This is a genomic window from Acinetobacter sp. CAU_H_S139_7 (assembly GCF_058599305.1).
In genome coordinates this window covers 3,129,808-3,145,367 of the sequence record NZ_CM178651.1, presented here as the reverse complement: position 1 = coordinate 3,145,367, position 15,560 = coordinate 3,129,808, and the positions used below count along the sequence as shown (strand labels likewise).

Here is a 15,560-nt window from a genome sequence, read left to right as displayed (position 1 = left end):
TTAGATCAATACTTTTAAATACGAGGTTCATCTGCCATCAAGCTATGCAAACAGATATGCGAAATGGGCTGTTGTGTTAAAATTGGCAAGTTTTTAAATTTTTGAGTTTATATATGTCTGATTTGGAAGTGAGCCCTAGCATCCAATTAAACACCCGTGGTTTACGCTGTCCAGAACCTGTGATGATGTTGCATCAAGCCATTCGCAAGTCTAAATCGGGAGATGTAGTGGAGGTGTTTGCAACGGACAACTCCACTTCATGGGATATTCCGAAATTTTGTATGCATCTTGGGCATGAACTTTTGCTGCAAGAAGAGCGCTTAGACGAAAACGGCAATAAAGAATTTCATTATTTGGTTAAAAAGGGTTAAATCCTATTTTCCATAAAAATGCTCCGTAGCTGCTCGGGGCATTTTGTTGTTTACATAATAAGAATAAAACTCTGCTCATTTGTCGGATTGATCTGGCTATAATGGCGCCTAATTTATGATCGCTGTTTGCGATCGATTATGACTGAAACTTACTTTTTAAAAATATAGACGATGATAAATACAATCACTCAAGTGCTTGAGCAATTGGGGTTAAGTGCACAAAAACGTGCCATTCATGCACAATTTTCACCTGCTGCATTAAATCATGACATCTTTTTACAGCATGTTGAAGGCACCCATGCATTAAACCAGGGTTTAAATGTTGAATTGATCTGCCTCTCAACCAATGCCCTGATTCCACTGAAACAATTTATCGGAGTGCAAGTCGCGGTCGATCAGGTCACAGATCAAGGCACATTATTTCGCAGCACAGGGATCATCACCCAAGCCGAACAAGGACAAAGTGATGGTGCACTGACCTTGTATAAACTTCGCTTAGAAGATGCAACGGCACTTTGGCATAAACGTCGCAACAGCCGAGTGTTTATGAATAAAAGTGTGCGAGATGTCAGTGAAATACTCTTCAAGGAATGGCAGAGCAAAAGTCCGCTATTTGCTGCAAGCCTCAGTCTTGACCTTTCTGGTTTAAATACAGAGATTGATGTTCGTCCCTTCATCATGCAGTCAAATGAAACCGATTATGACTTTCTAACACGGCTCTGGCGCAGTGAAGGCATCAACTGGCTGATTGATGAAGCTGAACTCTATGTGCCTCATACTAGTCATCCAATTCAAGCCCAAAAACTTAGACTCTTGGATGACAACAGTCAGTTTCAAGCCTTAAAGCGTCGACAGATTCGTTTTCATCGTTCTAGTGCTACCGAACAACAGGATAGCATCATCAGTCTGAGTGCGCAGCGCAGCCTACAACCGACTGCAGTCCATATCCAACGTTGGCAAGCCGACCACCTGAGTCAAGAAGAAGGTGCAGGTTCAGTCCAAAGCCAACATCAACACAGTACACAACAAGACAATGCTAGCCTCAGTTTAGAACAAGCGTGGCATGTTAGCCCTGCATGGATGCAAGATTTAAATGGAGAAGATCAGGCGACCACAGCATCAAACAGCCAAATTGAAAAACTCAATCAAACCCTGAGTAATGTCTACAACCAACAGGCGAAACAATTCACTGCACAGAGCACCGTACGTGATGCCCAAGTAGGGTATTGGTTTGAGTTACATGAACATCCTGAACTTGATCAACACAGTGACGCAGACAAAGAATTTCTGATCACGACCAAGACTTTCTATAATCAAAACAACTTGCCCAAAGATTTGAGTGAGCAAATTCAGCATTTGCTGAAACAAAGCCAATGGTCACTCAAAACCAGCACAGTGCCAAGTGAACGCCAAGCCAACCACTTGAGTTTACAGCGTCGTCACATCACGACCGTTCCAGTTTATAACCCGATAGAGCACCGACCAGCCACACACCCACAGCGTGCCAAAGTCGTGGGACCAAGTGGCGAAGAAATTCATGTGGATGAATGGGGGCGGATCAAAGTTCGCTTCCTCTTTACCCGCAACGATGACCACAGTCATGATGGTGGTGCAGGCACCAATGACAATGATACAGACTCGGCATGGGTTGATGTCTTGACCCCATGGGCGGGTGAGGGCTATGGCACACGCTTTTTACCACGCATTGGTGAAATCGTGGTGATTGATTTCTTTGACGGCAATCTTGACCGTCCCTTTGTGGTTGGGCGGATTCATGAAGCGCAGCGCAGCCCAACGAAATTTGATCAGAAAGGTCAATTGCCAGAAACCAAGAAACTAGCTGGGATTCGCTCTAAAGAAGTAGGGGGTGAAGGTTATAACCAACTCCGTTTCGATGACACCACGGGTCAAATCTCGACTCAACTACAAAGTAGTCATGGTGCAACTCAGTTGAACCTTGGCAACCTCAGCCATCCCAAAGAAAGAGAGACAAGTGAGGGACGAGGAGAAGGCTTCGAGCTTCGAACTGATCAATGGGGCGCGATTCGAGCAGGTGACGGTTTACTGCTTAGTAGCCATAAACAAGATCGCGCTGCCGGTACACATCTGGATGCTCAACCTGCCAAACAACAACTTGAAGGGACTTTAAATAATAGCCAAGCGTTAAGTGAAGTGGCAAAGAACCAACAGACGGATCCACTTGAAGTTTTAGAAAACTTAAAAGGCTTCTTAGAACTGATTGAACAACAAGATCAAAACAAGGCAGATGCATTTAAACAAGCCATCATGATTCTCTCTGCACCAAGCTCCATAGCTGTGAGCAGTAATGAAGACCTTTATCTCTCAGCCGATGGTCAAATCAGCCAAAGTGCAGGGGAGAGTATTAACCTTTCTACGCAGAAATCGTTGATTGCACATGCCAGTGACAAGATCAGCCTCTTTGCAGCACAGGGTGGGCTAAGAGCCTATGCAGGCAAGGGCAAGGTTGAAATCCAAGCGCAAGGAGATGCACTCGATGTTATTGCACGGAAAGGCATTCAAATTATTTCCACGGAAGAGCAAATTGAAATTAAGGCCAATAAGAAAATCGTGCTAACTGCGGGCGGTAGTCAAATTGAGATTAGTGGTGCTGGGGTATTACCGACAACGGCTGGAATGTTTGAGAGTAAGGCTGGGCAGCATCAGTTTTTGGGTGGGGGTAGAATAGAAGATAGTTTTATGATTTTACCAGATCTTAGAAGTAAAAAATTTCATAGGCATTTTTTATTTCACGATGAAATTTCTAGTCAGCCATTAAGCTATTACAAATATAGGGTTAAAAATAAAACAACAAATGAAATCCTTCAAGGCATCACTAATATTGATGGTTTAACAGAAATTATAACAACTACGGAAGATACCGATTTAGAAGTGCTAATCGGAAATGATGAAGTTGATGAAATTTTGGAAAAAATAAAGGGAGAGTAGGGGGTGAGTAAGACCATTCGTACAGTTCCTTTTGAAAGTGATCCACAATATCAAGTTCCTATCGGGCTTTATCAGATATCGTTATTAATCGGTAGTTCATATGGTGATGGTGAGCATGAATCCCCTTATGGACATACGGCTGTAGCAATATTTACGGAAAATAAAGATGTACCAGTCATTGTCTATGACTTTGGCAGATATGGTAAGACTTACTCAGAAGAGTTGGGGTTAGGAATCACTTTGAATGGCGCTAGTAGCCCCAGAGGCGAGGGGATTTTAAGATTATGGTGGAGCTTTTCTAGATATATTCAAGGTGAAAATGCTTGTGGCTATGGAACAAGCAAAACAAGAACAACTTATGAGTATATTTATTATGTTCAGCCGCAAAGTGTTCTTAATATTATGAATTTTTTTAAAAAATTAACTGATCAGGGCATTAGGTTAAACACTTCAGATATTAGGACAACATATAAATTGGTTGATCCATATTTTGCTTTAGGACCTAATTGCACTACATTAAGTTTAAATGCAATGAATGTAGGGTTGAGAAATTTTACCAAAAATTCTAGTAAATATATTGATTCAACAAAAGTGCTTGGACGAATGTTGTCAACCGCAATGAAAGCAAAATATCAAGAACCAAATTATTTGTATTTACCGGATAATCTTAAAGATTATCTTGAAAGCCAAGATGTAGCTATTAAGGTAAATGTTAAAAAATTTTATCATGCAAAAAATCAGCCAAAATTACCATCAGAGAGAATGAGAAGATGAAATGCTATTTTTCAAAAAAATATTTAGTTATAGTTTGACCTTTTTATTAGGAACGATTTTATCCTTTTTATTGTTTAATGGAAATTTATTTATGGATAAGAAAGAGATACATGTATTAGAAAAACCTATTTTGGTTAATTCACTTAGTGAAGAATCAGGTCAGGGAGGATATTATGTACTGCCTAAAGGTACAGTATTATATAATGATAGTGATTCTCTAAATACAAGAGTTTTAGTATATTTTAATGTGGTCGGAGATTTGGGTTTGGATTTTAAAGAACAAAATCCGGAAATAAGTAAACAGCCATCAGAGGTAGAGGCAATCGATAGTATGATGCTGCCAGAAATTTTAAAAAAGATAAATTTAAATAAGAATGATATTAAAAGTATTATTGATGAGGATAAAACTGTTCCTGCTAATGTTAAGAATATTCTGTATAAAAAATATAATATTGTTGAGTAGCTTCGCTTTTGTTGGATGTAGCAATGCCCCTTCTATTTCACCAAATGAGTTGCCTGTGGGGCATGTTGACCAAATATACAATGAAAAAATTGAAATAGAGAAAGTTATATTGGTTGATGACTTATTTGTTGATAGCAATATCACTAATGATTCTGGTTTGGTTTTAAATACTGGTGTTGGAGAGCCTCCTTATAGTGATAATACAATTGAAGTTAAAGGGACCCCCCATTAAAAATGGAAAATATTAAATTATATTAGAGGGGCAGACTAGAAATGCATATGGTGGTAATATTAATTTTAGAAAAAAATATGATTTGATTGTTTTGCAGTAAATAAAATTAAGTGGGTTTTTTAAGTAATGTATTTTTTTTAAATAATCTTAATATGGTTGTTTAAATCAAGTCACTATTAATTATTGGATAAAGGGAAACATGTTTAATTATGCAATTGATTTTTATAAAGCTAAGTTATTCAATTAGTTAAGATAAAGCCGTCATGTGTATTTATTAATATTTTTTAGTATGCTGTATGAAAATTCTATGGTTGTATTGAAAATAATTTAGTTGTATTAGTAAGGTTAAAATGACTGAAAAATCTAATAATTAAAGTCGAGATACAGGATGATTTTAAAGAAAATTATTAGATTTTTGGTAATCACATTGTTATCGATTTTAGCCGCTTGTAATTCGTCATCTGAGACGATGAGCAAACATGAACAAGAAATGAATGAAGCTGATTATGTTATTAGCGTTGTGGCTGGCAACCCTAGTGAAAATTTAATTAATAGTAATGCTAAGTTTTTTCACAATATAGTTTAGGTGTAAGTGTTGGATTTATACGACAAAACTTAAATGTAAATGAAGAAAGTAAACTAAATTTAAAATATGGATATGACCACACAGTTTTAGTTTTTAATAATTTAGAAAATTTGGTTTTTGTCTCAGATGCTAATTATCCAAAACAAGGCGTTACAGACATAGGTTTTGATATTAGTAATATAAAATCTAAAAAAAATAATGAAAAAATAATTTTTTTCTTAAGAGGGAATTGTAAAGCAATTAAATAAGAATGGCTGGAAAGTCTTTTACTTCGAGTCTGAAACGAGAGTGTTTGGAAAACAATCATTTGAAGCCAATAATAAAATAGCTAACTATCAAGGGAGTTTGGATGGGCTTTATTTGGATAGTGAGGAAAATATAAAAAAGTTTTTTTACTCTGGGTGTCTTGTTAGTATTTTTTTATTTTAGGTTGCAGTCATCAAATAAAGATTGAAACTAATAATTTGCCAGAAATGAAGTATGGCGAGAAATATAATAATAGAATAGAAATTGAGAAGCTAAATATATTTGGTGAACTTGTTATTAAAACAGATTTAGCTGATAACTCAGGTATTAATATAGAAAAAGTAGGGGAGAATGACTTTCTTTATCAAAATTCTATAAGAATATATGGAGTACCTAAAGTTAAAGGTAATTATTATATTTTATTAGATGGTAATTTTAGAGGTGGGGCTTTTGGTGGGATGACTAATTTTAAGAAAAAATATGATGTCATTACAAAATAAAACATAATGATTTTACGTAAAAATAAACTGATTTGGATAGTATTAGAAAGGTGAGTGATTTCTATCAATAGAATAAAGGTGTTAATAATAAAATAACATTAAATCCAAGAGTTTAATTTGTAGATTAGATTGGCTTTGTTGCACAAACCTATCTGTAAAGGCTTTTTCAGCGATATAATTTTCAAATGAAGAAGCCTACACACAAAATCTACCGCACAACCAATTGGCCCGCATATAACCGAGCACTTATGAGTCGCGGAAATATTGCCATTTGGTTTGATCCTGCTACGCAATGGTATGCGCCATCAAAAGGCAAACAAGGGCGAAATCAAACCTACTCCGACGCAGCCATCCAATGCTGCTTAATGATTAAATCCTTATTCCGTCTGTCTTTACGTATGGTCACTGGCTTTGTGCAAAGTCTGATTAAACTTTGCGGATTAAATTGGATAGCTCCAGATTACACCACGCTTTGTAGAAGACAAAAGCATATTGATATTGTAATCAGCTACCAAAAAAGTAGCGATGGGCTGCATCTACTCATGGACTCTACAGGCATGAAGTTTCTAGGTGAGGGCGAATGGAAACGCAAGAAACATGGACCTGAATATCGTCGCCAATGGCGTAAACTTCATATTGGTATAGATGCTAAAACCCTACAAATACGAGCAGTTCAGCTTACAACCAATAATGTCAGTGATTCACAGGTGCTTGGTGATTTACTTAATCAGATTCCACAAGATGAGCGGATTGACTCTGTTTATACCGATGGAGCTTATGACACCAAGCAATGCCGTCAGGTCATTGCAGATCGGCAAGGGCATGCGGTGATTCCACCTAGAAAAAATGCGAAACAATGGAAAGATACAAAGAGTAGCTCGCTAGAGCGAAATGAATTACTTCGAACAATTAAACGTTTAGGCAGGACACTATGGAAAAAATGGTCAGGCTATCATCGGCGAAGTTTGGTTGAAACTAAGATGCATTGCATCAAATTATTAGGCGATAAACTCAGTGCAAGGAGTTTTGATAGCCAAGTGAATGAAATCCATGCACGTGTAGCAGTCCTTAACAGATTTACGGAATTAGGTCGACCACTTACCCAAGTTACGCCTTAAATTTAGCTCAATTAGGGGTGCTTTGCATTTCAAATCTTTGTGCAACAAAGCCGATTAGATTGCAATGAGAAGCTTAAGAAATTCAGGAAATTAAGTTTTTGATGATAAAAAAACCCGCCGAAGCGGATTTTCAATTTACATATTCGGGTAGTTAGGACCACCACCACCCTCAGGAGTTACCCAAGTAATGTTCTGAGATGGATCTTTAATATCACACGTTTTACAGTGCACACAGTTAGCCGAGTTAATTTGGAAACGCTTCGAACCATCGTTCTCTTCCATAATTTCATAAACACCAGCAGGGCAGTAGCGCTGAGCTGGCTCGTCCCATTTTGGTAAGTTTACATTTACAGGAATAGAAGCATCAGTCAGATTCAAGTGTGCTGAAGTCAGGTGCTAAGTCATGCAGTGTAAACGGGACTTTAAACACATTTTGGTCGATGAAGTTAAATGCACCACCCATCCATGGACCAAACTTATGCATCGCAAGGCCAAGCAGCGAGAAGCACTTCAACTACTGGGCGCGCAAATAATCGAAATGAGGAGTCAAAAAAACGTGGAAAATAATCTTCATAGAAGTCAAGCATTGAAATTGAATGAAATGTATTCAAGCTATTCTTTTTTGAAAGAAATATATGAAATGCACGCTGATTTTGTTAGTACTTTTGAGCACTTTTTAAGAAACCCTACAGATGAGATTAAAGAAAATTATAGTGAAAATTATGAGAAACAGTACATAATGTATTTGAATGTATTGAATAATCAAGAAAAAGCATTAGAACTTTTTTTTAAAACGCCATATAAAAATGAAATATATCCATTATTTTTTGAAGATGGAATAAAAAGTGTAGTATTTGGGCGTTATGGGGATGAGAGAGATTTAGCTAATGATCCACTCTATATTGAATTAGGTATGCGTGGAAGAGATGGTAGTCTATTTGAAGAACCCTATCATATTGGGGCTATTAAAAAACTTCTCATAGCATCTGAAATGTTAGATATAGCGAAGATTACAGTTTCATCAGATTATAAATATGCACAATATTTTTTACCTAAAAGTTTAGATAAATTATTTCAAAAATGGAATTTTGAATCAATTTTTAAATTAAGTTGTTGGCCTTTATATAAAGAAAATATTATAAATCAACTGAATTATTCATTTGAGAATAAGAGTTGTGATGAAATTGTAATAGAAACAGAACAGGAAATAAATATAACTGGTATTTATGAGGCAAAACTAGATAATGGGGAGCGAGGCTGCCCTAATTATTTTTATCAAGGAACTATTGCACCTAAATATAGTAAGGGCGATATACATCAATCCAAATTTACTAAATGGCATTTAATTTGGGAAGATAAACGTTATTTAGATGGAACGATTCCAGAAGAAGAAAAAGTTTATGTTTTTGATATTGAAAATATTGGTATCAAAGCTAATAGAAACACAGAAGCCACCGAGAAAATAAGTATAAAGGCAGGTCAGGTTTGTCCTAAAACAGGCTATTAGTTTACAGTAGCACAAGAAAACACACGACAGTTTTTTAAACAAGGTGAAGTTTTACCTGAGATCAAAAATCAGAACTGGGGGGAAGTGTATTGGCAGTTTGATGGTGAATAACAAATACTGTCACCATTTGAAATTCGTCCGCAGAAAATTTACCGACTTAAACGCTATAGTTCTGCTGATTATTTTAAAGTATTAGTAGATGCTTTTAAGCATATGTTGGATACAGCAAAAAATGCACTTGAACTGTTTATGCAGAACCTGCCTTATGATTATCGCAATCGACATATTTCACAACAGCTGGATGTAGTTTGGGGCGAAAAAATATGACCTAACTTTAGAAGCATTAAAATAATTAAAAAATGGTTTTAATAATGAATTTATTTATCTGCTTGTTTGGTAATTATGTTGCAACTTTAAAGACCTAGTAGGAGGGGAGATGAAGTTTGTTTATCTAACTATATTTGGTATTTTTTTGCAGGTTGTCAAAATTCTAATCAGCAAAGCTTGGAGAAAAGAATAGTCGTTAGTCCTGCACCTAAATTTAATTACAGTATTATTGGGTCTAATGAAAAACCAACTTTAGCAGTTTTAGGTAGTTTAATTAGTTCGGTTTCCTTAAAAAAAATATTGGTAGAGAAACAATTTGATTTTGCTCGTATTGAGTGCGATGAGTTTAATGAATTTAAACCTTATGCCTACTTGAAAGTGAAAGGAGAAAAAAAAGAGCAGAGTAATTTTAATTCAACTTTTTTAATGAAAATTTGCCCAGAAGACGATGCTAATAGTGAATCTTGTATTAAAAGTATCGAAGCTTTTCAAGCTAGAATTAAAATGAATTTGAATTGTGAAGTTGTTTTTGGTGGTATGACTAAACCAAAAATGATTATTTCTAACCGATTTGAAATAAGCAAGAATCAAATCTTAAATGCAGAGAAAGATATTCGTTAATATAAAAAATTTAAGACTTTAAAATAAATACATGCGGGAATACTATGTATTTTAGTTGACCAAATAACTTTTATAAATTAAAGCTAGGCAAATTGGTGGACATTAATTTTGAATAAATTGAATATAAATGATGAAAAAACCCGCCGAAGCGGGTTTTTCAATTTACATATTCGGGTAATTCGGACCACCACCACCCTCAGGAGTTACCCAAGTAATGTTCTGAGATGGATCTTTAATATCACACGTTTTACAGTGCACACAGTTAGCCGCGTTAATTTGGAAACGCTTCGAACCATCGTTCTCTTCCATGATTTCATAAACACCAGCAGGGCAGTAGCGCTGAGCTGGCTCGTCCCATTTAGGTAAGTTTACATTTACAGGAATAGAAGCATCAGTCAGTTTCAAGTGTGCTGGCTGATTTTCTTCATGCACAGTATTTGATACAAATACTGAAGATAAACGGTCAAAAGTCAACTTACCATCTGGTTTTGGATAGTTTGGCTTAAATGTTGCCGCATCCGCAGTTTTTAGTGTACTGAAGTCAGGCACTAAGTCATGCAGTGTAAACGGGACTTTAAACACATTTTGATCGATGAAGTTAAATGCACCACCACCGAACGTGCCAAATTTATGCATTGCTGGACCAAAGTTACGAGAACGATATAACTCTTCTTTTAACCAGCTGTTGTTGAATTTGTCTGTGTAAGCGGTTAACTCTTTTGCAAAGAAGTCTTCACCTTCAAGCACACGTGCAATGGCAAGGTCACCACCTTTTTCAACGCCAGCTTGAATCGCTTCGAATACCGCTTCGCCACACAACATGCCCGATTTCATGGCAGTGTGAGAGCCTTTAATTTTAGCGAAGTTTAGGAAGCCTGCATCATCACCAATTAAAGAACCACCTGGGAAGGTGAACTTCGGCAGAGAGTTGAAACCGCCTTTGACAACAGCACGTGCGCCATAAGAAATACGCTTACCGCCTTCAAGATATTGCTTAATCAGTGGATGCGTTTTCCAGCGTTGCATTTCTGCAAATGGATACATGTGTGGGTTTTCGTAAGATAAATCTACGATCATACCCAAAGTAACTTGGTTGTTTTCAGCGTGATATAACCACCAACCACCAGAAGAACCGGTTTCAGCTAGAGGCCAACCTGCACCGTGCATCACCAAACCTGGTTTGTGTTTTGCAGGGTCAATTTCCCATAGTTCTTTGATGCCGATACCATAGTGTTGAGGGTCTGCATCTTTATCGAGATCAAACTTGGCAATCAGGCGCTTACCTAAATGACCACGACAGCCTTCCGCAAAAATCGTGTATTTGGCATGTAGTTCATAGCCCGGGGTAAAGTTATGTGTTGGTTCACCATCTTTACCAATCCCCATATCACCGGTTTGGATGCCTTTAACGGTACCATCAGCATGATAAAGAATTTCAGATGCAGCAAAACCTGGGAAAATAGAAACTTCTAATTCTTCAGCTTTTTGGCCTAACCAACGCACCACGTTACCAAGTGAAATCACATAGTTGCCATCATTATGCATGGTTTTAGGAACCATCCAGTGCGGCGCTTCTTGTGACTTTTCAGCAGACATTAAGAAATACGTTTTATCTTCAGTTACTGGCACATTTAAAGGCGCACCTTCTTCTTTCCAGTTTGGGAACAACTCATTGATCGCACGCGGTTCGAGCACAGCACCTGAAAGGATATGCGCACCAACTTCAGAGCCTTTTTCTACGACACAAACGGACAGATCATTAAGGTTGTTTTCAATTGCAAGTTGACGAATTTTAATCGCAGCAGAAAGGCCAGCAGGGCCTGCGCCAACGATGACTACGTCAAACTCCATCGATTCACGTTCGATGTGTTCCATGTAGGACTCCTCATATGGTTAAAGGTGGCAACCGTTTTGACTAAAAGAACGGTGCTGCCATGAGTGTTCTTAGTTCCCAGACACAAAATTTATCATCGTGTCTTTTATATTGTGAGCTAGTATAGGTTTAAACCGAGTTCTAGCCAATTGGCTGAATCATATTATTTTTCCGTCAGACAGGCATGAATTTTATGGATAAGCAGCACAACTCAGCAAATCCGACGAAAAAAGTACCTATTGCTGATAATAAAAACTTAACCGATATTGCACAATACATAAAAGATGGACAGTCCGGTCACAAAAGGTCAATCCCCCCTTTAGATCAATGGCACCCAAAGCATTGTGGCGCAATGGATTTGAAGGTTTTAGCCAATGGAGAATGGTGGCACGAAGGTCAATTGATCAAACGCCAAGCCATGATTGAGCTGTTTGCAACGGTACTTTGGAAAGAGGACGGAAAATTTTATCTCAAAACCCCGGTCGAGCAGATTGAAATCGAGGTTGAAGATGAGCCTTTATTTGTCAATCAGGTCGATCAAGTCGAAATTGCAGGAAAAATCTACCTACAGCTGACCACGACCACGCATGATGTGGTGATCGTTGATGAGGACCATCCCATTTTTATGCGTGCTTTCCAAGGGGAGCTACGTCCTTATGTGCATGTTCGCTTTGGCATCAATGCACTGATTCAGCGTGCTACTTTTTTTCATTTGGTGGAAATGGGTGAGCTAAGCGACGATGCGGAAGGTGAAGCCAAACTGAGCTTACAAAGTGGTGATTTGCTATTGCAATTAGGCACCTGAGGTTTAAGCTTGATTGATCTTTTAACTTTATACTGCAACGAGTCCCCATGAGTGCCATTCAGCCCTTATTTCCTCTGATCAATCCTATGCCAAAAGCGACAGCCAATGCGCCAATCGGGATATTTGATTCGGGGATAGGCGGCTTATCCATCGCTCAAGAAATTGCCAAGCATTTACCGCATGAACGATTTATTTATTTTGCCGATACAGCGCATGTGCCTTATGGGCCGCGCGATGATCAAAATATCCGAGAATTGACTGCACAAGCGATTGAGTGGCTTTACCGCCAAGGCTGTAAGGTTGCAGTTGTGGCGTGTAATACCGCTTCAGCCTTTAGTTTGGATTATTTACGCGAGCACTATGGCGACAACTTCCCGATTATCGGCCTTGTTCCTGCCCTAAAACCTGCGGTATTGCAAAGCAAATCCAAGACTGTGGCTGTTCTAGCGACCCCTGCGACCTTTCGCGGGCAACTGATTAAAGACGTCGTTGATAAGTTTGCACAGCCTTCGGGAGTCACGGTGATTCCAGTGACCTGCTTAGATTTAGTGCCTTTTGTTGAGAGCGGCGCACAGATGAGTGCAGCATGTTTAGCCACGTTAAAAGATATTTTACAACCGGTTGTTGATCAGGGTGCAGATTACTTAGTTTTAGGCTGTACCCATTACCCTTTTTTGAAAATAGCGATACAATCTATTTTTGGTCAGAAACTGACATTAATTGACTCTGGACTGGCAGTTGCACGACAAACAGCCCGTATTTTAATCAAAAATGAGTTATTATTTGAACAAAATCATGAAAGTGATGTTCGAATTGAATGTTATGTCAGTGGAAATAATGCAGAAAGTTTGAGACCTATCTTACAACTTTTGCTTGAACCAGAACTAAATTGGACTATTTCAAACATATCTGATTAATTTTTAAACAAATAAGTCGAGTATTTTGATATATAGTCAAAAATTGCAACCTAATATGCTTGAGTTAGTCGCAGTGTCTATCTAATGGAATTTGGGGGATGGGATGCTGCGAAGAATAATGAGGATAACCGATGCTCGATAAGCGTTATCAAGTGTTTATAACTACTTCTGGAAGCGAGATGCAACCAGAGCGGATCATTTTGGCTCAAACTTTAGTGGGCATGGGATTTTTTTCTTGGGGATTAGAACAACGGACACCACTTTCAACGGCTTTTGCACGTCGTCAGATTGATGACTGTGACTACGTCATATTGTTGCTGGGCAGCAAATATGGCGAACAGTCCGTGTCAGGGGTGGGATATATGCATCTCGAATACATTTATGCGGTCACCAAACAAAAGCCGATTATTGTATTTATGCATGATGATCCTGATGCCCGTGAGTTATGTTTACATGACGACAAAGCTGAGCTGCGTGAAAAATTCAAAGAGTTTAGAAAACTACTCCAAAACGAAGTCGATCAGGTTTTCACTTATCGCACCATGCGTGACTTGGAAATGGCCGTTCGCTTGAATATGACGCAAATGCTAGAGCGCTATCCTGTATCGGGTTGGGTACGTCCGCAGAACACCCAAGTGTTGCATGACGAAATTGATAAACTCAAAGCCAAATTGGTGCAATTGGAAACTGAAGCGGGTAAACGTGAAGTCGATCCATTTTTGTCTTTACCCAAAGTGGCTATGCATGAATTTTTTGCATTTGATTATCGGATGCATGCCTATCAAGATGGCAATTTTAAAGAGCTGAAAATTCAAAAGCAGATGACTTGGGCGCAATTACTCTCGGTTTTGGGGACAACCTTTATTCACCCCACTCCTGAAGAGTATTTCTCCAAACGCATAAATGAGTATTTAAACGAAACTGGTTTGAATGATGCACGTCTAGAAATGCCTCGTGCCCATGCTGTTGCGCGCTCGCAAATTAATATTCGTGCTTTGCACAGTATCAAAATGCAAATGCGTCAAAATGATTGGATTGTTCAGTCGGGTCGAGATGATCGTCAGCGCATGCTTTGGCAGTTGACACCGAAGGCGACTAAACTTTTGGAGAGTAATTTATTGGAAAAGGATCGGCCTTTTCAATTTCAATCTTCGTAGTTATCCATTTAGAGAATGAACTGAAAACTGTTACAGTAGAGACATTCGAAAACGAGCCACGAGGGCTGAATGTCTACTGCAATAAAAGCAAAAGTTACTGTTATTTTGGCAAATTTGGGAACGCCTGATGCACCGACAGCTTCAGCAGTGCGTCGCTTTTTGGATCAGTTTTTGTCAGACCAGCGAGTGATTGAAATTCCCAAACCGCTTTGGCAGATTATTCTCCGTTTATTTATTTTGCCGTTTCGCCCTAAACGCGTTGCCCATGCTTATGAGATGGTGTGGGGCAGTGATTCTCCAATGCGAGAAATTTTGCTGACTCAAGTGGCCGCGTTACAACAGCAGTTGATTTTGCAATACCCTGAGTTTGAGCTGAATATCGTCCCTGCGATGACCTATGGTAATCCAGGCATTCAGCCCTTGCTTGCTGAGTTGAGTCAAAAGCCGCAAGATCACATCGTCCTTTTTCCTTTGTTTCCGCAGTACTCTGCGACATCTAGCGCGCCCTTATATGATGCTTTCGCGAAGTGGATTCCAAAGCAGCGTAATTTGCCGGGGCTGAGCATTATTCGTGATTATTATCAGCACCCTTTATACATTCAGGCATTGGCGCAAAGTGTGCGCGATTTCCGTGCTGAACATGGGGTGAGTGAAAAGCTGTTAATGTCTTTCCATGGTATTCCACAGCCTTATGCCGATAAAGGTGATCCCTATGCCGACCGTTGCCGTATCACAGGACAGTTGGTGGCAGCCGAATTGGGCCTAGCGGAAGATGAATGGGCAATCAGTTTCCAGTCTCGTTTTGGGAAACAAGAGTGGGTGAAACCGTATACCGATGCCTTACTGGCCGAATGGGCGGCGCAGGGGGTGAAATCGGTACAAATTATGAGTCCGGCGTTTTCAGCGGATTGCTTAGAAACTTTAGAGGAACTGGCGATTCAGAATGCTGAATTGTTTTTGTCTCAAGGTGGAGAGCGGTATCAATATATTCCAGCCTTGAACAGCCGCGGAGATCATTTGCAATTGCTCAATACGCTGGTTCAGGCTAATCTTGATGCCTTAAAACAGACATTAGCCAGCAAAACGAATTGAGGTT

General features: G+C 38.8%; 13 protein-coding genes and 2 pseudogenes. 13 read left to right on the top strand and 2 right to left on the bottom strand.

The genetic code is table 11. The features are described 5' to 3' along the window. Window positions 1-113: 113 nt before the first annotated feature. The 7 genes from tusA to AC4MC0_RS15285 all read left to right on the top strand — a co-directional run bounded on the left by tusA (window position 114) and on the right by AC4MC0_RS15285 (window position 7,257). A complete protein-coding gene (gene tusA, locus AC4MC0_RS15315; RefSeq protein WP_004692640.1) occupies window positions 114-371 on the top strand; it encodes a sulfurtransferase TusA in 258 nt (85 codons plus the stop codon). A gap of 171 nt (window positions 372-542) precedes the next feature. Further along, window positions 543-3,338 carry a type VI secretion system Vgr family protein gene (locus AC4MC0_RS15310; RefSeq protein ID WP_491887144.1) on the top strand — a complete coding sequence of 932 codons (2,796 nt, stop codon included), beginning with the start codon at window positions 543-545 and terminating at the stop codon, window positions 3,336-3,338. 3 nt (window positions 3,339-3,341) lie between these two features. Further along, window positions 3,342-4,112 carry a hypothetical protein gene (locus tag AC4MC0_RS15305; RefSeq protein ID WP_301437043.1) on the top strand — a complete coding sequence of 257 codons (771 nt, stop codon included), beginning with the start codon at window positions 3,342-3,344 and terminating at the stop codon, window positions 4,110-4,112. A 91-nt stretch (window positions 4,113-4,203) separates the two neighbouring features. Next, complete coding sequence (locus AC4MC0_RS15300; RefSeq protein WP_491887143.1) at window positions 4,204-4,575, top strand: hypothetical protein; 372 nt, start codon at window positions 4,204-4,206, stop codon at window positions 4,573-4,575. Between the two features lie 55 nt (window positions 4,576-4,630). Further along, on the top strand, window positions 4,631-4,807 hold the full coding sequence (locus AC4MC0_RS15295; RefSeq protein WP_491887142.1) for a hypothetical protein: 177 nt from the start codon (window positions 4,631-4,633) through the stop codon (window positions 4,805-4,807). Window positions 4,808-5,866: 1,059 nt separating this feature from the next. Continuing rightward, window positions 5,867-6,139, top strand: coding sequence for a hypothetical protein (locus AC4MC0_RS15290; protein ID WP_336000906.1), 273 nt, complete (start codon window positions 5,867-5,869; stop codon window positions 6,137-6,139). A gap of 185 nt (window positions 6,140-6,324) precedes the next feature. Next, entirely contained in the window at window positions 6,325-7,257 is a 933-nt protein-coding gene (locus tag AC4MC0_RS15285) for an IS5 family transposase (protein WP_114392660.1), read from the top strand. 135 nt (window positions 7,258-7,392) lie between these two features. Here AC4MC0_RS15285 and AC4MC0_RS15280 read toward each other — a convergent pair. Beyond that, window positions 7,393-7,750 (bottom strand): annotated as a pseudogene (locus AC4MC0_RS15280) (4Fe-4S dicluster domain-containing protein); the annotation flags it as partial. Window positions 7,751-7,795: 45 nt separating this feature from the next. On the opposite strand from AC4MC0_RS15280, the pseudogene AC4MC0_RS15275 reads away from it, so the two are divergent. Together AC4MC0_RS15275 and AC4MC0_RS15270 are read left to right on the top strand one after the other, a co-directional pair. Then, window positions 7,796-8,875, top strand: a pseudogene (locus tag AC4MC0_RS15275) (Imm71 family immunity protein). A gap of 393 nt (window positions 8,876-9,268) precedes the next feature. Beyond that, entirely contained in the window at window positions 9,269-9,712 is a 444-nt protein-coding gene (locus AC4MC0_RS15270; protein ID WP_335997575.1) for a hypothetical protein, read from the top strand. Window positions 9,713-9,874: 162 nt separating this feature from the next. Here AC4MC0_RS15270 and AC4MC0_RS15265 read toward each other — a convergent pair whose 3' ends face one another. Continuing rightward, window positions 9,875-11,587 carry an electron transfer flavoprotein-ubiquinone oxidoreductase gene (locus AC4MC0_RS15265; RefSeq protein WP_242760003.1) on the bottom strand — a complete coding sequence of 571 codons (1,713 nt, stop codon included), beginning with the start codon at window positions 11,585-11,587 and terminating at the stop codon, window positions 9,875-9,877. A 191-nt stretch (window positions 11,588-11,778) separates the two neighbouring features. Here AC4MC0_RS15265 and AC4MC0_RS15260 point away from each other — a divergent pair, with 191 nt between their 5' ends. The 4 genes from AC4MC0_RS15260 to hemH all read left to right on the top strand — a co-directional run bounded on the left by AC4MC0_RS15260 (window position 11,779) and on the right by hemH (window position 15,556). Then, a complete protein-coding gene (locus AC4MC0_RS15260) occupies window positions 11,779-12,390 on the top strand; it encodes a DUF1285 domain-containing protein (protein WP_335997578.1) in 612 nt (203 codons plus the stop codon). Window positions 12,391-12,437: 47 nt separating this feature from the next. Beyond that, window positions 12,438-13,307, top strand: a complete 870-nt coding sequence (murI, locus tag AC4MC0_RS15255; RefSeq protein WP_279697794.1) for a glutamate racemase — start codon at window positions 12,438-12,440, stop codon at window positions 13,305-13,307. Window positions 13,308-13,438: 131 nt separating this feature from the next. Continuing rightward, complete coding sequence (locus AC4MC0_RS15250; protein WP_087011252.1) at window positions 13,439-14,464, top strand: DUF4062 domain-containing protein; 1,026 nt, start codon at window positions 13,439-13,441, stop codon at window positions 14,462-14,464. Between the two features lie 69 nt (window positions 14,465-14,533). Further along, a complete protein-coding gene (hemH, locus tag AC4MC0_RS15245; RefSeq protein WP_335997582.1) occupies window positions 14,534-15,556 on the top strand; it encodes a ferrochelatase in 1,023 nt (340 codons plus the stop codon). Window positions 15,557-15,560: the final 4 nt, after the last annotated feature.